The sequence below is a fragment of the Flavobacterium sp. RSSA_27 genome (assembly GCF_051547125.1).
Lineage (GTDB): Bacteria > Bacteroidota > Bacteroidia > Flavobacteriales > Flavobacteriaceae > Flavobacterium.
Map to the genome: position 1 here is coordinate 171,928 of NZ_JBPTTN010000008.1, position 18,267 is coordinate 190,194.

Genomic DNA, 18,267 nt, shown 5'->3' on the forward strand with positions numbered 1-18,267 from the left:
TTTTCTTGCTAGGGCAGAGCGACCAACGGAAGCTCCTGACATGGCTAGAAAAAAAAGGCTTGTAACCGAAAACTTGCAACGAATAGCTGGATTAGGCCCTTATTTTTTTATTTACGTAAAAAGGAGCAATAGAATGAAACATTTATTAAATTTGTTCGACTAACTCATTTACAGGTTGCAAAAATAGGGTATTTTACCCTAAGGCAAAAATAAAATGCACACTTGATAATGAAAAAATAGCTTCAAAAACTCTTTATAATAACTAGAGTTGATGGGTGTTCTGAGCCATTCATCGACCAACAAAAAACTACAATGCATATAGAATTATCGGCTGAAAAAAGATATTACAGCATTGGCGAAGTGGCCAAAGCATTCGGTGTTAACGCTTCATTGATTCGATTCTGGGATAATGAATTTGATATTTTAAAACCCAAAAAAAATGCCAAGGGCAACCGAATGTTTACTCCCGAAGATGTCAAAAATTTACAACTGATTTATCATTTGGTCAAAGAAAGAGGGTTTACTTTAGAAGGGGCCAAAACTCATTTAAAAGAAGGACAAAAGAAAACATTGGACAAATTTGACATCATTCGAAAATTAGAAGCCATAAAAGTACAATTAACGAATATTAAAAATGAACTTTAATCCCTAAATAGGGGAATAATGAATACAATTAAACACTAAATAATAAACCTTAAAATTAAATAAACATGAGAAGATTTTTGCCTTGGATTATCGGAGCTGTAGTGATATTTGGAATTTATAGCTGGGTGAAAGGAATTAACAACACGGCTGTTGGTTACGAACAAACCATCAACGAAGCATGGGGTAATGTCAATACTTCGTACCAAAGAAGAAATGACTTGATTGGAAACTTAGTAAATACTGTTAAAGGAGCTGCTGACTTTGAAAAAAGCACACTAACAGCAGTTATTGAAGCCCGTGCAAAAGCTACTTCGGTTACCGTTGACCCAACTAACATTACACCAGAACAATTAACCGCATTTAACTCAGCACAGTCAGGTGTTTCCTCTTCACTATCTAAATTGTTGGTATCTGTAGAACGCTATCCTGATCTTAAAGCTAATGCTAACTTCTTGAAATTACAAGACGAACTAGCTAGCACTGAAAATCAAATTTTGACTGCCAGAACTCGTTTTAACGAAGCGGTTAAACCTTACAATACCCACATAAAAACCTTCCCTAACTCAATTTTTGCTGGAATGTTTGGCTTTAAAGAAAAAGCCTATTTCCAAGCTGTTGAAGGCGCAGAAAAACCTGTGGAAGTAAAATTCTAATCTTCCCCAACCCCTCCGAAGGAGGGGCTTTTTTTATACCACTGAAAAAACAAAACAAATGTCAAAAGTAGAAGACTTTTTAACTAAAGAAGAGGAAAGCGCCATAGTGGAAGCCATTCGTGTGGCCGAAAAAAATACTTCGGGCGAGATTAGAGTTCATATAGAAGCTACCACTTCTCTTGATGCCTATGACCGTGCTATGGAGGTTTTTCACGAACTCAATATGGATGCTACCGAATTACAAAACGGTGTACTGATTTATCTCGCTGTAAACGACAAAACCTTTGTGATTTGTGGTGACAAAGGAATCAATGATGTAGTAGCTCCTGATTTTTGGGACTGCACTCGCGATGCTATGGTGAGCCAATTCAAATTAGGAAATTACAAACAAGGTTTGATTGATGGCATTTTAAATGCTGGAGAACAACTCAAAAAATATTTCCCTTGGCAAGAAGGTGATACCAACGAATTGTCAAACGAAATTTCTAAAGGATAACCTATGAAAAATTCCAAATTAAAAACATCAAATTCCAAAGGAATTTTTCGTATACCCCTTTTGCTTATTGCATTTTTTACCTTTCACGGCACCTTTGCACAATTTACTATTCCAGAAAAGCCAAGTTTTCAAACATCGGTCTACGATTATGCGAATTTATTTAGTGCTGAAGAAAAAGCGCAACTGGAAGAAAAATTAGTTCGCTATTCTGATTCGACGACTACTCAGATTGTAGTAATTTCTATTGAAAGTCTAAAAAATGAAAACGTCAATCAACTGGCGACCAATTGGGCGCATACTTGGGGAATAGGACAAGCCAAAGAAGACAACGGTGTCATCATTTTGATTGCTAAAAATGATAGAAAAATAGCCATTAATCCTGGTTACGGGCTAGAGGACCGACTAACTGCTGGAATTGGAGGTGAAATCATCCGAAACATTATTACACCAGAATTCAAGTCAGGAAGTTATTATAAAGGAATCGACAAAGGAACAGATGCACTTTTTGATGTTTTCAAAGGCAAATACAAAGGTGAACGAAAAAAGTCTTCAGGAAAAAGTTTCCCTATTTTACCTTTGATTTTTATTATTGTCGTCCTGATTATTATTTTCTCTAAAAACAAGGGCGGAGGCAATTCTGGAAACCGAGGCGGAGGCGGCCCTAGCCTACTCGATGTTATCATTTTAAGTAACCTTGGCCGTGGCGGCGGAGGTGGATTTGGTGGTTCTTCTGGTGGAGGTTTTGGCGGTGGCGGATTCGGAGGTGGATTCGGCGGTGGCGGATTCTCTGGAGGAGGTTCAAGCGGAAGTTGGTAAGCAACTACTAATCATTGCTTTGTTGGTTGAAATTACCCATTTTTCGTGTTTTTTTCAAAGTGAAATCTAACAGATGATGAATCACAATAAAAGTAATTTCACCCAACGCTTATATTAAATTCAATTTGACTATTAAACCTTTTTTCTAATAGCGCGCAAAATAGTACCACTATTTAGTTTATATATTCATTTCCTTTAGTCAATTTTGAGACGGCTGATAGGGATGCTTATGGGGTTTCCTTTCCTAAGCACCTATCTCACTTTGCTTTTTAAAACAAATTTATGAAGTATTTTAGGGAAAAATCTTTTCAGATAAATCCCTAAAACTTCTTTACCTCCAATATATGCTTCAAATGTATTGGCTTCAATAGCCTTTATCATTTTAGAAGCAAAGACATCCACAGGCATTCCGTTTTGTGTCGCTTCATCATTTGACTTTTGAGTTGCTCCGTTTGCTGTTAATGCATTTATAGCTACATTAGTCTGTACAAAGCCGGGACAAATAAGTGTGACTTTGATATTGTCTTTTTCATGTTCCATACGCAATACATCAAAAAAACCATGTAATGCGTGTTTTGCTCCACAATAACCTGAACGATACGGGCTTCCAAACTTCCCCATTAAACTGGTTACCGTTACAAAATGACCTTTCTTTTGTTGTATATAATACGGTAAAAGCGCCTTTGTTAAAGCCACCGTTCCCAAATAATCCACTTCAATCAATTTTTTGTCTACTTCAAAATCCGTTTCAGCTATTAAGGAGCGTTGACTAATTCCACCATTATTAACCAAAATATCAATGGAACCAAAAAATTGCAAGGCTTTTGAAACAGTACTCTTGGATGCATCGAAATGAGACAAATCAAAAGGAAGTATCACAACATCATCGCTATTGCATTTATCCCTTACTTGCTCTAAAGCTTCCAGATTTCGCCCAGATAAAATAAGTTTTGCTTGTTTTGAAGCCAAAGCATAGGCTAGTGCCTCTCCTATTCCACTTGAAGCACCTGTAATCCAAATTACTTTTTCAGTTACATTCATAACATTTTGATTTTTTACTAATGTATAAAATAAAACCTTTTTTTTGCACTATTCTATTGGTAGACTTACATTTGCAAAAAAAATATTTTGAAAAAAAAGTTCCTTATCCTATTCTTATTATCCTACCTTTTTTCTTTTGCTCAAAATGAAAAAAAAGTAGATCAACAGAGTATTTTATGGACTCGCTATTATAATGTATTAACCCTAGACGACCATTGGTCCATTCATACAGAATTCGACAATCGCGTTTTCTTGAAACCAATTGCCGAAAATCTATTTGTTTTTAGAATCCAAGGTAGATACAAATGGAATTCAAATATAGAAACAGGAGCAGGCTTTGTTTATTTTTCTGTTTTTACACAAGATCCACAACAAGACTATGATTTTGAAATTCCTGAATATAGAGCCCAGCAAGATATAACGTATAAATTTAATATTAACAAAATAACCATCAACCAAAGAGTAAAGGCTGAAGAAAGGTTCATACACAACGCTTCTAAGACAGAACTATTAGATGGCACTACCTTCAGTTGGCGATTTCGCTACCGATTGCAGGCAGAATATTCTTTAATGGAAAAAGAAAACCACTATTTAAAAGCAATCGTGTACGATGAGATTATGCTAAATGCTGGGAAAAACATCATCTACAACACCTTCGACCAAAACAGAATCTATGCAGCCTTACAATATGGCATCAACAAAAATATCTCTGTGGAACTTGGGTATCTAAAGAGCTTTCAACAACGTCCTAGCGGGGTCGACTATTTCAATAGAGACATCATAAGACTGAGTATTTTTCATAAAATGTATTGGTAAACAATTTACTAAATTTTACTTTTTTTCATAAATAAAATAGTACTAAAATATTTTTTGCTTTATATTTGAACATACTTTAACTTCAAATTTTGATAGAAATGTAGTTGTTAAAAAACTTTTCAATGATTTTTCCGCTACAACCTTAACCTCTAAAGTGAAAAAAATGAAGATGAAAAAAAATATAAATACAAGTTATCCGACTCTTTTTGTTTATATATTCTTAATGATTGCTTTAATTGTTGATTTGATAAAAAACTTCAAAGAAATCAACACATTAGAAACAACTAAAATTATCATTTTGATTCTAGTATTACTGCTAGGAATTATTTCTTTTAAAAAATAAAAAAAGCCTCCAAATGCAATTTTTGGAGGCCTTTCATATTCACTTTTCTTTTATTTCTCTCGAATATAAATATCAATCGGAACACCTGAAAAATCCCATTGCTCTCTAATTTTATTTTCTAAATAGCGTTTGTAAGGTTCTTTTACGTATTGTGGTAAATTCGCAAAAAATACAAATTGCGGTGTTGCTGTTGGTAACTGCATACAATATTTAATCTTCACATATTTCCCTTTAGTAGCTGGTGGTGGGTATGCCTCGATAACCTTCAACATAAATTCATTAAACTTAGAAGTAGGTATTCTTTGTTGTCTATCCTCATATACTTTTACAGTCGCTTCAAGCGCTTTCAACAAACGTTGTTTAGTCAAAGCCGAAACAAAAAGAATAGGCACATCTGTAAATGGCATTAATTCCTTTTTAATTTTCTCTTCGTAATCACGAGTAGACATCGTATCTTTTTCTACCAAATCCCATTTGTTTACCAAGATAACAACACCTTTTCTGTTCTTCTCTGCCAACCAAAAAATACTTTGGTCCTGACCTTCAAAACCACGAGTAGCATCAATCACCAAAATACAAACATCTGCGTGTTCAATAGCACGAACAGAACGCATTACAGAATAAAATTCTAAGTCTTCTTTAACTTTAGCTTTACGACGAATACCAGCAGTATCAACTAAATTAAATTCAAAACCAAAACGATCAAATTTTGTATCAATTGCATCACGAGTAGTTCCCGCAATATCCGTCACCATAAAACGATCTTGACCAATCAAGGCATTGATAAAACTCGACTTACCAGCATTAGGACGACCAACTACAGCAAAACGCGGCAAAACCACTTCTTCTTTCACTGGCTCAGGTTTCACTGGGAAAGCTTCGATCAAAGCATCCAACAAATCACCTGTTCCACTTCCAGAAATACTTGCAAAAGTAAAATACTCTCCCAATCCCAAATTATAAAACTCTACTGCGTCTTTCTCACGCATCGCATTATCTACTTTATTCACAGCCAATAAAACAGGCTTAGTCACTTTACGCAACAACTTTGCTACCGTTTCATCCATCGGTGTAATTCCCTCTTCTACATCTACCACAAAAACAATCACATCGGCTTCATCTATTGCCAATTCAACTTGTTTGCGGATTTCTCCCTCAAAAACATCATCCGACCCACGAACATATCCACCCGTATCTATCACAGAAAACTCTTTTCCGTTCCACTCGCTTTTACCATAGTTTCTATCTCTGGTTACCCCAGAAACTGAATCCACAATAGCTTCTCTTCTTTGTATCAGCCTATTAAAAAGGGTTGACTTCCCTACATTAGGTCTTCCTACTATCGCAACAATATTATTCATTTTATTCGTATTCAAATAGTTATCCTTAGCGCACACTTTTGCGGTTAAGGCGTGCAAAGGTAGTGTTTAAAACTATGAGAATCAATTTTTTTGATATATTAGCACAACTAAACTATACCAAACCCAATTTCCCAAAAGCTATGACCGCAGATAACGAAATTAGATTACGCCTACGATTTTACAAAGACATCAACGAAAACGCGGATATTTTACGCTCTAAATTCGAAAAATTCATCTATGAAAAATCGCCAGATTATTATGCCAAAATCAGAGGCTATCATATTTGGCTCAATATCAAAGGTGATAAAAAAAGGTATTGGTCACCCCATTTACATCTCGAGTTAGAAAAAAAATCCGAAAACGAAACCCATATCCGTGGACTCTTCGGTCCAGACCCAACTTTATGGACCTTATTTATGTTTCTGCATTTTATGATTGCAGGTACTTTCATCGTTTTTTGCGGTATTGCCTACACACATTATGTCCTCAAAGAATCCACACAATGGGATTTAATCGTACTTTCTATGATGATTTTCGCTTGGTTTCTACTCTATGTTATTGCCCGTCAAATCCGTTCCAACGGCGAAAAACAAATGAACGACTTAGAAAAAGTGTTTTTAAAAATAATTGAATAAACCAAATTAAACTATTTTCCCAAACATCCGTACGGACAGGTCACGACCTGTCCCTACTGATTATATCCGAAACGTTTCAACATATTGGCGTTGCTTCTCCAATTTTTATTCACTTTCACATACAATTCAATATGAATTTGTTTGCCGAAAAACGTTTCCAATTCTGCTCTCGATTCCATACCCACTTTTTTCAATGCAGCGCCTTTGTGACCAATAATGATACCTTTTTGGGTATCACGTTCTACCATAATCACCGATCGAATTCGAATGATAGCATCTGTTTCTACAAATTCTTCGGTAACAATCTCAACAGCATACGGAATTTCTTTATTGTAATTCAACAGAATTTTTTCTCTAATAATTTCATTTACAAAAAAACGTTCAGGCTTGTCCGTCAATTGATCTTTAGGATAATATGCTGGCGATTCTGGCAACAAGGCAATGATTCTCTGAAACACTTCAGGAACATTAAAATTCTGTAATGCCGAAATTGGGTAAATTTCCGCATTCGGCACTTTGGCGGTCCAAAAAGCCACTTGCTCTTCCAATTGCTCTTGATTTGAATTGTCAATTTTGTTCAACAACAACAAAACTGGAATTTTGGAATGGATAATTTTATTAAAAAAAGCATCATCTTTCAATTCCTGCTCCCCTATTTCTACCATATACACCAAAACATCAGCATCCTCAAAAGCCGACTTTACAAAACCCATCATGGCTTCTTGCATTTCGTAGGCAGGCTTAATAATGCCAGGAGTATCCGACAAAATCAATTGAAAATCGTCGCCATTTACAATTCCTAAAATTCTATGTCTTGTGGTTTGTGCTTTAGAAGTAATAATGGATAATCGCTCCCCAACAAAAGCATTCATTAGCGTTGATTTTCCAACGTTTGGGTTTCCAATTATATTTACAAAACCGGCTTTATGTGTCATTTTAAATTCATTTAATTTCACTTCGTAAATTCAAAGTAAAAGATATAGGCTGCAAAGGTAGCCATATCAACTCAATAGACGAAATAAAACATTTTTTTAAAATTTGGTTGTATTTCTAGAAAAACGTCGTACATTTGCACCCGAAACAACGCGGGATAGAGCAGTAGGCAGCTCGTCGGGCTCATAACCCGAAGGTCACTGGTTCGAGTCCAGTTCCCGCTACTAAGTTAATTTTACTGAGATTACAAAACGCACATCGCGGGATAGAGCAGTAGGCAGCTCGTCGGGCTCATAACCCGAAGGTCACTGGTTCGAGTCCAGTTCCCGCTACTAGAAAACACCACTTGAAAAAGCTGGTGTTTTTTTTGTGTTCAAAACTTTAAAATATGGAAGAATTTGTTGTATATATTTTGTACTCTAAAAAGTTCAACAAAAATTATATCGGTTTCACATCCAATCTAATTGAACGTTTCAAATCTCATAACGTTCTTGGAACTAAAGGATACACTATAAAATTTAGCCTTGGGAAGTAATTTATGTGGAATTCTTTATTTCCAAAGCTGAAGCAATGAAAAGAGAAAAATTTTTTAAAACAGGAAAAGGAAGAGAATTTATCAAAAAAAATAATTCAAGAACTCTGAATTTGGAGGACTCATATCCGCCACGGCGGACACTGGTTCGAGTCTCCGCTGTAGCGGACTACTAGAAAACACCACTTGAAAAAGCTGGTGTTTTAAACAGCTCCATACTTTATACTTAACAAAAAAACCTGCTTAAAGCAGGTTCTATTAACTAAATTTGCAACATCTTAATTTAAATCAAATTGTTTCAAGCAAAACAATTTTTCCGTTTGGGCTCAACATTGTCATATTGAATGTATCTTTCTCTACTAAATTTTTTGAAACAGGTCCCTTGAATTGATTGTAAGAAATATTTAATTCTCTTAACTTTTTTAAAGTTTCTAATTCTTTAGGAATCAATCCGTTCAACTCATTATCAAACAAACTCAAGGTTTCAAGCTCTTTTAATTTTGCAATGTCACCATGCAATTCACCATTTAAACGATTACTATTTAGCATTAGCACTCTCAACTGATGAATAGCATACAAGGAAGAAGGGATTTTACCTTCAATTTCATTGTTGTAAATAGAAAGTACCTCTAAATGACTCAATTTTCCTAATTCTATTGGCAAGCTCCCTTTCAACCTATTCATATACAGCTCTACTTGTACTAAATGGATTAGATTCCCAATTACTGGCGGAATACTTCCCGATATTTGATTAAGCGATAGATTTAATTTTTCTAAAGAGGTTAATTCCCCTAATGATTTTGGCAACACACCTTCTATATTATTTTTGTGTAAATTCAATTCTTTTAAGAATTTCAAATCACCAATAGACTCTGGAATACTCCCAGTCAAATTATTATCTTGTAAATGAATAGCTGAAACTTTATTTCCATCCAAAGTCACCCCATACCAAGTGTCAATTGGAGCGGCTAGATCCCATTTATTTTTCCATTGATTTCCATTGGTAGATTGATACAATTGTAGTAATGCTTCACGCTCTAAAACTGAAACGTTAGCATATGAACTTGCTGAAATAGAAAAAAACAAGAGGTAAAATAGATTCTTCATAGCTGTTAAATAAATCATAAATTCATGTTTAAAAATAGAGTACTTAAAGATAAAATACAAATAAAATCGACGAAATGCATTAATTTTTAAAATATGCGTGTTATTCCTACAAGGCTTTTTTATTAAAAATGGCCTTCCTATTTTTTTGTACCTTTGATTACTAACCCTTAAAAACTTAAATTATGGAAATGAATGTTCAAGCACTTTTTGTAGCTGCAGTGTTAACACTTTTTGTTGGATTTGTTTGGTACCACCCAAAAGTATTTGGAACGGTTTGGATGAAGGAAGCTGGTCTAACGGATGACCAACTAAAAACTGGAAATATGCTTAAAATTTTCGGTTTTACCTACCTATTCTCTTTACTGATTGCTTCTATGGAAATGACGTTTACTATTCATCAAATGGGAGCATTAGGAATGGTTGGCGGACCCTCGAAATTAAATGAAGCCCTTCCATCCTACACCGCATTCATGGCTGATTATGGAACCGCTTTCAGAACCTATAAACACGGCGCATTACATGGTTTTCTATCAGGTTTATTCTTTGCTTTTCCAATGATTGGCATCAATGGGCTTTTTGAACGAAAATCATGGAAATACATATTTATACATGCTGGCTATTGGATTCTTACCCTTACAATTATGGGTGCGCTACTTTGTGGCTGGGTATAAATTTTATAGCAATGCGCTTCACAACCATTGAAGCGCATTTTATTTTTTAAACAACAGGGCATGCAAGAATATCAATAACCTTTCTCTTCTTTAGCTAAAGACAAATATAATTACCTATTTTTAGATTAAATTTGCTGTTCATTACAATTCATACTGCTTGAACACATCTCTTTCCTTTACTATTTATCAAACGGCCCATGCACTTCCTGAAAAATGGGACAATGTTGCCAAATCAACTATTTTCTTAAAAAGAGACTATTTCGAAATTTTAGAACGTTCCTGTCCAAGCAACATGAAATGTTATTTTATTGGAATATTTCAAGAACATGAATTGGTTGGTGTAGCGTTGAGTCAATTTTTAGATTTGAATAAATTAACATCCTTTGGAGAGCGCGATCAATGCGTTAAAACAATGCTCAGAAATTTTCTGTTCAAACGCTTTTCCTCTCATGTGTTATTTCTTGGCAACTGCATGCTTACTGGAGAAAACGCCTATGCCTTAGCAGATTCTGTACCATTTGAAGAGGGAATCAAAGTACTTTTTCAGGCCAGAAACCATATTGATCAATTATTACAAACACAAGGAATCAAGGTTCATTTGCTTACTAGTAAAGATTTTTCAGCAAATGAAATGCAGAGAATAAGTCAAACTCCCTTTCGTTCCATTTTTCAATTTACAACACAACCCAACATGGTCTTTTCTATTCCAAACCATTGGACCAACGAACAAGATTATGTCAACGCTTTATCCAAAAAATATAGAGACCAATACAAAAGAGCTAGAAAAAAAGCGGAAGGGTTAGTTAAGCAAAAACTTTCTTTAAAAGATATAGAAAAAAACCAAGAGTTGATTTATGACTTATACTATCATGTGGCCAAAAATGCACCATTTAACTCGTTTTTCTTATCCAAAAATCATTTTAGTGAATTAAAAAGAATTTTGAAAGATGATTTTCTTTTTTATGGCTATTTTTTTGAAAATAAGCTGATTGGTTTTAACACTTTAATAAAAAATGGCGAAGCCATGGATACCTATTTCTTAGGATATAACGAAACTATTCAGCGTGAAAAAATGTTGTACTTGAACATGCTCTACGATATGATAGCGTATTCAATCAAAAAAAAATTCAAAACAATCGTTTTTGCAAGAACAGCTTTAGAAATTAAAAGTTCGATAGGTGCAAAACCCGAAATTATTTATGGTTTAATGGAACATAAAAACCCCATAATCAATTATTTTTTACCGCATTTCTTTCGTTATTTTGAGCCTAAAACCAACTGGAAAGAACGAAATCCTTTCAAATAAGGCAATAAAAAAGGCTACTAAAAGCAGCCTTTTTAAGTATTTGAATCAATAATTATAGCGCCGTAATTATAAATTCGCTTCTACGGTTCATTTGATGCTGTTCCTCGGTACAATTGGAGGTATTCGTAGGTTCACAACCGCAATCGTTTATCAATTGTGATTCTCCATAGCCTTTCCCAGTAAGTCTTGATTTATCAATACCTTTAGCAACCAACCAATTAATAGTAGCTTGGGCCCTTCTTTCTGACAAAGCCATATTGTATTTGGCGGTTTGTCTGCAATCTGTATGAGAACGAATATCGAGTTTCATCGTTGGATTTTGTTGCAACACATCCAATATTTTTTCTAAATCTAAAGCTGCTTCTTTGCGAATATTCGATTTATCTAAATCGAAATAGATCATTTTTATTCCAAAACATTTTCCTAAGTCATCTCCTACAGTCACTTTGCACAAAGTACTTTCTAATTGTATGAGCACTTTGGTTTCTCCAGTTGTTTCAGGAGTTTTAATTTTCACTTCTTTTGGAGTATAGTTTTCTTTAGATGCTCTAATATGATAGTTTTTTTTGCAATATGCCGAAAAGGTATAAAATCCATTATCATCGGTAAAACTGGTAGCAATTACTTGATACTGTTTATTTAAAAGCAAGACTTGTGTACCTGCCAAAACTGCTCCTGAAGCGGCATCCGTAACAATCCCATTGATTACTTGCCTGCACTTATCTTTACTTACAAACCTATAGATATCATCTGAGCCTATTCCTCCTTCTCTGTTGGAACTAAAAAATCCTCTATTAGTGTCACTATCACGATAATATCCAAAATCATCATAGGGAGAATTTACTTCTGCTCCTTCGTTGTCAATCTCTGAAAAACTTCCGTCAGTATTAATTTTTGCAGTAAAAATATCCAATCCACCTAATCCTGGAAGACCATCTGAGGCAAAGTACAAATAATTGTTTTTGGTCACAAAAGGAAAAGTCTCGCGTCCTTCTGTATTAATCTCTGGTCCCAAATTAACTGGTTCTCCATAGTTTCCATTAGCAGAAATACTAACTTTAAACAAATCAGATTGTCCCAAAGTTCCTGGTCTATCAGAGGCGAAGTACAAGGTTTGTTCATCCGGACTCAAGGCAGGATGAGCGGTACTAAAATTGTCACTATTAAATGGAAGTTCGGTTATATTTGACCATTTTTTATCAATTAAGGTGGCTTTATATATTTTTAATCTATTGATCTTGTCTTCATTTTTACCTTTTTTACCATCCAAATAATTGTTTCGAGTAAAATACATAGTAGTACCATCTTTAGTAAAAACAGGGGTAGCTTCATGAAATTTGGAATTAATATTGGCATCGTATCGGATAGGATTACTTGGAATTAGATTCCCATCCACTCCGGCCGAATACAAGTTTGTAAAATACTTTCCTGTCCAAGTATGTTTGCGCTGGCCAATACTTCCAGTATCTCTTGCAGATGTAAATACCAATTTATTATCTACAATTGTACTACCATAATCAGAGTATTTTGAATTGATTCCGGCATTCTCAATAGTATAAACTCCAATATTATCTCTAATATCTTCTAAATAATCGGCATTGAGTTTTAGGCGTTTTCCTCTTGAATCGGCAGTGGCTTTATTTTCAAATGATGCAAGTACTGCAATGGCCTCTTTTTCATTGCCAATAGCTTTTAAGGATTGTGCATATCGATATAAATACTCAGGTTCTAAATTTGAAGAAAGTTGGTACAATTGACCATACCACTTTGCGGCTTTTTCAAAATCTGCATTAAAATAGTAGGCATTCCCTAATTTCTGGTACATTTCAACCGAACTGTATCCTTTGGCAGCAATACGCTCGTAAGTTTGGGTTGCATTGACATAGGCATAATTGTTGTATTTTTTATCACCTGAAGCAATTTTAGCTTTTTGAGCAGTACTATAACTCCAAAAAAGATGAGTAATAGCAAGACAAAGTAGTACGTTTTTTTTCATAATCTATTTTATTTAAATCTTGCAACAGATGTTTTTACTATTGTTTGAATAGTAGCGTTTCTTTTGCAACACCTTAGTTTCCTTTTTCAATAGCGCTAATTAATGATGGTGACCGTTTTCATCCTTTTTTTATAATCATTATCAACTTAAATAATGCTTCATCATTGCAACTAGTTTAACAAAAATCATTGATTCATCCGTAAAGCCATATCCATAAAAAAAATGCACTGCTATCCTTTTTGTCTTTTCTTGAATTAAAAAAATTAAAAGAATCTTGGGGTAATCATTTTTTCATTGTTTTTGAAAATTTCATATCGCAAAAATACCTCATGAGATCCCGAGTTGTAGTTCTCTAAATTAGTAGTTTCTAAATCGTAACCATATCCAATATACATACCATCAGAGACTTGAAATCCAACCATAGCACTCATAGCAGCACTCCAACGGTAGGCTAAACCGACTACTACTTTTTCAACAAACATAAAGTTGGCTGACATATCTACTTGCAAAGGCGAACCTTCAACTAACTTCGTCAGAATAGCCGGTTTGAATTTGATGTCATCAGAAACTTGAAAAACATATCCACCCATCAAATAATAGTTGATTCTATCTTTAAAAATAGCCACTTCGTTATCATCGTATCGATTGGTTTGAATAAAATTAGGAACCGACAAACCGATATATGCTTTGTCTGAATGGTAATAAATCCCTACCCCCACATTAGGAGTAAAAACATTTCTAAGGTTTTGAAATTTAGGATCTCCTTGATTAACAGGATTGAGTTTGTTAACATCTAAATTAAAGAGATTGGCGGTAGCCTTCATTCCAAAGGATAGTTTAAAATTGTTTGAGGAAGGAATAGTATAAGACAAATCGGCTGATATGGTGTTTTCGTTTGTTGGTCCAATTTTATCATTCACAAAGGATAAACCAATACCTAATCTACTGTTATTCAGAGGAGTATTGATAGATGCTGTATTTGTGGTTGGCGCACCATCAAGACCTACCCACTGTGTACGATGTAATGCAAAAATACTCATGGCACCACGGCTACCTGCATAAGCGGGGTTGATGTTGATGGTATTATACATATATTGGGTAAATTGTGCATCTTGTTGACCATAATTTGCAATTGAACTCAACAACGCAAAAAAGTAGAAGAATTTTGTTTTCATAAATTTATGTTTTATCAACCGAGGAATTGCATTCCCCGGTAATGTTATTAAAACTATCTAGACAAATAAAGGAAACCTGCTTTTTGTTTTACTGAACCACTTATAGGTTTTTTGTATTTAACAACGTAATAATAAGTTCCATTAGGCAAGGTTTCTTCTTTATTTACTGTTACCCTTCCTTCTGAAATTCCAGTAAAGACTTTTGAAGTGTTATCGTATCCATTTACTTCGAAAACCAGAACCCCCCATCTATTATAAATTTCTACAGTATTATCTGGATAATTCTCTATTCTATCAATTGTAAATACTTCATTTTGTCCATCATTATCAGGAGAGAAAGAATTATGAATTTCAATATCACATGAAGCTGGACTATCATCAAAATCACAAGGATCTTTCACTACAATCGTAATGGTTGCTGAGGCACAATTATTCGGATTGACCACATCACAAATTGTATAGGTTAGTACATAGGTTCCAATAGGTGTACCAGCGGGAATTACAATTTTTCCTTGTGAATCTACAGTTACTCCATTAATACCTCCAGCATCAGCAATAGTTACTACAACTTGGTTTGGCTGTATTGTTTCATTATTTAATTTGTCGTTTACCAATTCCTCCAATACAGCCCCTTTTGAAGCGTCTATTGGTGTTGCACTATAATCATCATTTGTTGCTACGATTATTGGTGCTACAACAGTAATTGTTACAGTAGCAGTTTGGCAATTGCTTGGATTTACTTTTTCGCAAACTTGATACGATAAAGTATAGCTACCTGCTGGTGTATTAGGCAGTACATCAACTGATCCATCAGCATTCAGGCGTAAATTTGCATTAGGGGTAACAGTAGTAAGATTAACATTTGTCAAAAGCATACTACTTCCATTAAACGAATCATTATTCAAAACATTTACCACATTGATTGTAGCAATAATAGAACTAGTGACAGTAGCAGCATCGTTATTGGCCAAAATAGTAGCAAAAGTACTGCATTGAATTCCAAAATCCATTGAATTATCTGTTGGAATCACGGCACTTAAAGTAGTGTTTTTACTGTTGTTATTGGTTACACCACAAACAATAAAGCTGTTCATTCCAGTATTTTTGGATGTGCCAAATTTATTTATAGGCGCTGGTAAATTTTTAATCAAACCAGTAGCCCTTTTCTTTTGCGCTGCGGTTTCTAAATTAGACTCCATTATCAACTCTACTTTATAATCACCCCATTGACCCGCTAATCCTCTAGTCCTCCAATAGCCTTGAATACCCATGGTAATTTGTCGAGAGAAGCCATTTGGACCCGTTACAAAAATATTTGGAACATTCGTTGTTCCGTTACCAATACCCGCAGCATTCAATTCTCCTTCATTTGCTTTTCCTACATAGCTGCCATCCCCATTAAAATCAATCCACTCCCATTTGGCATAATCATAATACCCATTATTGTCCGGGAAGTTTTGAGTTACTAAACCGTCATTATTGGCATCAAACCATTCATCTTGCAAGCCATTACTATTCAAATCATACCAAACTAAATTACCCAAAACAGGCAAATCGGTTTTGTCATAATCAAAATTTCTTACTTCATAGTTGCAATTTTGAATGTTTAAGAAATATAAACTTGGGCCAACATTGTAAAGATTCTGCGCATTATTCAAATTCGCATCTTGCACTTGAATTATGTAATCTCCAGGAATAAATCCAGTAAAGTTATACGAACCATCGGCTTTGGTTAACATGAACAATACAGGTCCTGTAGTTTGTTTATCCGGAATCAAGGTTACAGGCACATTAGCCAATGGCCTATTGTTTAACAAATCTCTTACTACTCCCGAAATCTTAGTTGAATTACAAATAACATTTACAGTTACAGTAGCTTGATCACATATATTAGGTGAACTCATGCTGCAAATTTCGTATACAAATGAATAAGAACCTTGAGGAGTACCTTCTTTCACATCGACAGTCCCATCTGGATTTAAAATCAAATTACCTGAAACATCTGGGGTAATAATTTTTATTGAAACGTTATTGATTGTAGCAGCAGTAAGTTCATAAGTGTCATTTGACAAAATAGTTAACACTTTCTTAGCCCCATTTATTCCATTAATGTTATCAACAGTATCATTCACTGCATCTAGAGTTGGCGGTGCTGGGGCAGGATTGGATACTTCTATTGTAATTGTTGCTTCATCACAAATGGTTGGATTCAGTCGATCACAAATAGAATATACAATGGTATAAACACCAGGTTCAGTACCTGGGGGCACACTAACATTTCCAGTGGCAACATCTACCATTGGAACCGATCCTCCATTGATAGCATTTGCAGGTTGTACTATCTTTATTTGTACTTGAGCTATAGTTGCTTTACTATTATCTAAAGTATCATTACCATCTCCATTGTTATTTAAAATATTACCAATATTAGCATTCCCTATAAATCCTAATCCTTCGTAAAAGTAATCATCTTGTGCCACAATTACTGGTGCTTTAACTGTGATTGAAACAACAGCAGTATCACAACTAGTTGGGTTTACTTTATCACAAATTGCATACACGATGGTATAATCACCCGCAGGTGTATTGGCTGGCACACTTACAATTCCAGTGGTTGTATCTAAAATTGGCACAAGAGAATTTGGAAATACAGGTATTGCAGGAGTAATAACAGCAATTACTACCTCATTACTAGTTATTGGATTTCCATTAATAGTATCTGGTTTAGTAGGGTTTGGCTCCAAAACATTTCCTGCATTTGAAGTACCTAATTTTCCATCTACAGAAGGTAATACGTCATCTTCAGCAATTACAATTGGTGATTTCACTCTTATATTTATTACTGCTGAAGAACAATTTGTTGGGTTTAATTTTTCACAAATAGTGTAGGAAATAGTATAAACACCTGCTGGAACGCTTGTTGGTATTACAATTTCATTCGAGTTTATATCTACATTTGGAACAGGATAGCTTTGACCAGAAGGTAAAATTATTTCAGTAATAGTTACATTCACTTTATCAAAAGTAACTTTAACCCCATCCAAAGTATCTTCTCCATTTCCATGATCTTCATTAAATGGCCTTAAAACAACAGTAACTATTGGGCTATCAACTTCAATGTCATCGTTTTGTGCTTGTATAGTTGCATTGCCTACAACTATAACAGATAGTACAGTATCACAATTGTTTGGGTTCGTCACTTCGCAGATTTTATATTCCACATTGTAATTTCCTGCTGGCGTGTTTGGAGCAATGGTTACTGTGCCGTCTGCATTCAATGTCAATCCTGATGGAACGGTTACTGCTGACAAAGTAACTTGTCCAGGGCTTGTACCAATAACTACTGGATTGCCATTTAAAGTATCGTTAGTTGTTAAAGGTGCAGTAGTTCCTCCTGGTAAGCCATTAATGGATGGTGTAGTTTCGGTCACTGCGCATATTACATTTGATAGGACTATTTCAACTGATGGTAAAGAAATACACCCTTGAACATTAGTTACTGTAAAAGTATAACTTCCTGCATTGGCTGTTACCAATCCTGTTGAGGAAATGCTAACTATACTTGGTGTGAATGTATATGTGTTTGTGGAATCATAACCATTAATTTGGAAGCTTCCTGTGGATGCAGAACATGTTGGTTGTGTGATTTTTACAATTGTTGGTTCTGATGTCTGAGTTGGTTGTCCTATGGTTACTGAATTGGATTGTGAAGAACAAGAATCAGTTACGGTTAGCGTGTAA

The 18,267-nt window shown here is 34.8% G+C and carries 17 protein-coding genes and 2 tRNA genes; 12 read left to right on the top strand and 7 right to left on the bottom strand.

Annotated features, from left to right (window positions below):
• Positions 1–312 precede the first annotated feature (312 nt).
• The 4 genes from ACSVH5_RS12495 to ACSVH5_RS12510 all read left to right on the top strand — a co-directional run bounded on the left by ACSVH5_RS12495 (position 313) and on the right by ACSVH5_RS12510 (position 2,610).
• Positions 313–645, top strand: coding sequence for a MerR family transcriptional regulator (locus ACSVH5_RS12495; RefSeq protein WP_438061747.1), 333 nt, complete (start codon positions 313–315; stop codon positions 643–645).
• Positions 646–710: 65 nt separating this feature from the next.
• Positions 711–1,298, top strand: a complete 588-nt coding sequence (locus ACSVH5_RS12500; RefSeq protein ID WP_438061748.1) for a LemA family protein — start codon at positions 711–713, stop codon at positions 1,296–1,298.
• A 58-nt stretch (positions 1,299–1,356) separates the two neighbouring features.
• The gene (locus tag ACSVH5_RS12505) at positions 1,357–1,794 is read left to right on the top strand and encodes a TPM domain-containing protein (RefSeq protein ID WP_159682214.1); all 438 of its coding nucleotides are present in this window, start codon (positions 1,357–1,359) and stop codon (positions 1,792–1,794) included.
• A gap of 3 nt (positions 1,795–1,797) precedes the next feature.
• A complete protein-coding gene (locus ACSVH5_RS12510; protein ID WP_438061749.1) occupies positions 1,798–2,610 on the top strand; it encodes a TPM domain-containing protein in 813 nt (270 codons plus the stop codon).
• A 252-nt stretch (positions 2,611–2,862) separates the two neighbouring features.
• Here ACSVH5_RS12510 and ACSVH5_RS12515 read toward each other — a convergent pair whose 3' ends face one another.
• The gene (locus tag ACSVH5_RS12515) at positions 2,863–3,651 is read right to left on the bottom strand and encodes an SDR family oxidoreductase (RefSeq protein ID WP_438061750.1); all 789 of its coding nucleotides are present in this window, start codon (positions 3,649–3,651) and stop codon (positions 2,863–2,865) included.
• Positions 3,652–3,738: 87 nt separating this feature from the next.
• Between ACSVH5_RS12515 and ACSVH5_RS12520 the strand changes: the two genes are divergently transcribed.
• Positions 3,739–4,467, top strand: a complete 729-nt coding sequence (locus ACSVH5_RS12520; RefSeq protein WP_438061751.1) for a DUF2490 domain-containing protein — start codon at positions 3,739–3,741, stop codon at positions 4,465–4,467.
• A 169-nt stretch (positions 4,468–4,636) separates the two neighbouring features.
• Positions 4,637–4,810: a hypothetical protein gene (locus ACSVH5_RS12525; protein WP_438061752.1), complete on the top strand. Its 174-nt coding sequence runs from the start codon at positions 4,637–4,639 to the stop codon at positions 4,808–4,810.
• 50 nt (positions 4,811–4,860) lie between these two features.
• Here ACSVH5_RS12525 and der read toward each other — a convergent pair whose 3' ends face one another.
• Entirely contained in the window at positions 4,861–6,171 is a 1,311-nt protein-coding gene (der, locus tag ACSVH5_RS12530) for a ribosome biogenesis GTPase Der (protein WP_024981997.1), read from the bottom strand.
• 74 nt (positions 6,172–6,245) lie between these two features.
• Between der and ACSVH5_RS12535 the strand changes: the two genes are divergently transcribed.
• Positions 6,246–6,806, top strand: a complete 561-nt coding sequence (locus tag ACSVH5_RS12535; protein WP_438061753.1) for a hypothetical protein — start codon at positions 6,246–6,248, stop codon at positions 6,804–6,806.
• A gap of 53 nt (positions 6,807–6,859) precedes the next feature.
• Here the strand turns inward: ACSVH5_RS12535 and era are convergent, their stop codons facing one another.
• Positions 6,860–7,741 carry a GTPase Era gene (gene era, locus ACSVH5_RS12540; protein WP_438061754.1) on the bottom strand — a complete coding sequence of 294 codons (882 nt, stop codon included), beginning with the start codon at positions 7,739–7,741 and terminating at the stop codon, positions 6,860–6,862.
• 149 nt (positions 7,742–7,890) lie between these two features.
• Here era and ACSVH5_RS12545 point away from each other — a divergent pair.
• The 3 genes from ACSVH5_RS12545 to ACSVH5_RS12555 all read left to right on the top strand — a co-directional run bounded on the left by ACSVH5_RS12545 (position 7,891) and on the right by ACSVH5_RS12555 (position 8,274).
• Positions 7,891–7,963: transfer RNA gene (locus tag ACSVH5_RS12545), tRNA-Met, on the top strand.
• Between the two features lie 35 nt (positions 7,964–7,998).
• A tRNA-Met gene (locus tag ACSVH5_RS12550) sits at positions 7,999–8,071 on the top strand.
• Between the two features lie 56 nt (positions 8,072–8,127).
• Positions 8,128–8,274 carry a GIY-YIG nuclease family protein gene (locus ACSVH5_RS12555; protein WP_438061755.1) on the top strand — a complete coding sequence of 49 codons (147 nt, stop codon included), beginning with the start codon at positions 8,128–8,130 and terminating at the stop codon, positions 8,272–8,274.
• A gap of 285 nt (positions 8,275–8,559) precedes the next feature.
• Here the strand turns inward: ACSVH5_RS12555 and ACSVH5_RS12560 are convergent, their stop codons facing one another.
• Entirely contained in the window at positions 8,560–9,396 is an 837-nt protein-coding gene (locus tag ACSVH5_RS12560; RefSeq protein ID WP_438061756.1) for a leucine-rich repeat domain-containing protein, read from the bottom strand.
• A 164-nt stretch (positions 9,397–9,560) separates the two neighbouring features.
• Here ACSVH5_RS12560 and ACSVH5_RS12565 point away from each other — a divergent pair, with 164 nt between their 5' ends.
• A complete protein-coding gene (locus tag ACSVH5_RS12565) occupies positions 9,561–10,049 on the top strand; it encodes a DUF1761 domain-containing protein (protein ID WP_438061757.1) in 489 nt (162 codons plus the stop codon).
• A gap of 157 nt (positions 10,050–10,206) precedes the next feature.
• A complete protein-coding gene (locus ACSVH5_RS12570) occupies positions 10,207–11,355 on the top strand; it encodes an 8-amino-7-oxononanoate synthase (protein ID WP_438061758.1) in 1,149 nt (382 codons plus the stop codon).
• A 52-nt stretch (positions 11,356–11,407) separates the two neighbouring features.
• Here ACSVH5_RS12570 and ACSVH5_RS12575 read toward each other — a convergent pair whose 3' ends face one another.
• From ACSVH5_RS12575 to ACSVH5_RS12585, 3 genes are all read right to left on the bottom strand, one after another.
• Positions 11,408–13,351 (bottom strand): OmpA family protein, encoded by a 1,944-nt coding sequence (locus ACSVH5_RS12575; RefSeq protein WP_438061759.1) that lies wholly within the window; start codon positions 13,349–13,351, stop codon positions 11,408–11,410.
• Positions 13,352–13,614: 263 nt separating this feature from the next.
• On the bottom strand, positions 13,615–14,526 hold the full coding sequence (locus ACSVH5_RS12580; RefSeq protein ID WP_438061760.1) for a PorP/SprF family type IX secretion system membrane protein: 912 nt from the start codon (positions 14,524–14,526) through the stop codon (positions 13,615–13,617).
• Between the two features lie 53 nt (positions 14,527–14,579).
• Positions 14,580–18,267, bottom strand: a 3,688-nt coding sequence (locus ACSVH5_RS12585; protein WP_438061761.1) for a gliding motility-associated C-terminal domain-containing protein, incomplete at its 5' end; no start/stop codon positions are given.

What these genes read in the sequence shown, in the direction of transcription:
- ACSVH5_RS12535 (WP_438061753.1), top strand. Translation starts at nt 6,246, where the DNA reads ATGAGAATCAATTTTTTTGATATATTAGCACAACTAAACTATACCAAA.
- der (WP_024981997.1), bottom strand. Translation starts at nt 6,171, where the DNA reads ATGAATAATATTGTTGCGATAGTAGGAAGACCTAATGTAGGGAAGTCA.
- ACSVH5_RS12500 (WP_438061748.1), top strand. Translation starts at nt 711, where the DNA reads ATGAGAAGATTTTTGCCTTGGATTATCGGAGCTGTAGTGATATTTGGA.
- era (WP_438061754.1), bottom strand. Translation starts at nt 7,741, where the DNA reads ATGACACATAAAGCCGGTTTTGTAAATATAATTGGAAACCCAAACGTT.
- ACSVH5_RS12560 (WP_438061756.1), bottom strand. Translation starts at nt 9,396, where the DNA reads ATGATTTATTTAACAGCTATGAAGAATCTATTTTACCTCTTGTTTTTT.
- ACSVH5_RS12580 (WP_438061760.1), bottom strand. Translation starts at nt 14,526, where the DNA reads ATGAAAACAAAATTCTTCTACTTTTTTGCGTTGTTGAGTTCAATTGCA.
- ACSVH5_RS12495 (WP_438061747.1), top strand. Translation starts at nt 313, where the DNA reads ATGCATATAGAATTATCGGCTGAAAAAAGATATTACAGCATTGGCGAA.
- ACSVH5_RS12505 (WP_159682214.1), top strand. Translation starts at nt 1,357, where the DNA reads ATGTCAAAAGTAGAAGACTTTTTAACTAAAGAAGAGGAAAGCGCCATA.
- ACSVH5_RS12515 (WP_438061750.1), bottom strand. Translation starts at nt 3,651, where the DNA reads ATGAATGTAACTGAAAAAGTAATTTGGATTACAGGTGCTTCAAGTGGA.
- ACSVH5_RS12575 (WP_438061759.1), bottom strand. Translation starts at nt 13,351, where the DNA reads ATGAAAAAAAACGTACTACTTTGTCTTGCTATTACTCATCTTTTTTGG.
- ACSVH5_RS12525 (WP_438061752.1), top strand. Translation starts at nt 4,637, where the DNA reads ATGAAAAAAAATATAAATACAAGTTATCCGACTCTTTTTGTTTATATA.
- ACSVH5_RS12565 (WP_438061757.1), top strand. Translation starts at nt 9,561, where the DNA reads ATGGAAATGAATGTTCAAGCACTTTTTGTAGCTGCAGTGTTAACACTT.
- ACSVH5_RS12555 (WP_438061755.1), top strand. Translation starts at nt 8,128, where the DNA reads ATGGAAGAATTTGTTGTATATATTTTGTACTCTAAAAAGTTCAACAAA.
- ACSVH5_RS12510 (WP_438061749.1), top strand. Translation starts at nt 1,798, where the DNA reads ATGAAAAATTCCAAATTAAAAACATCAAATTCCAAAGGAATTTTTCGT.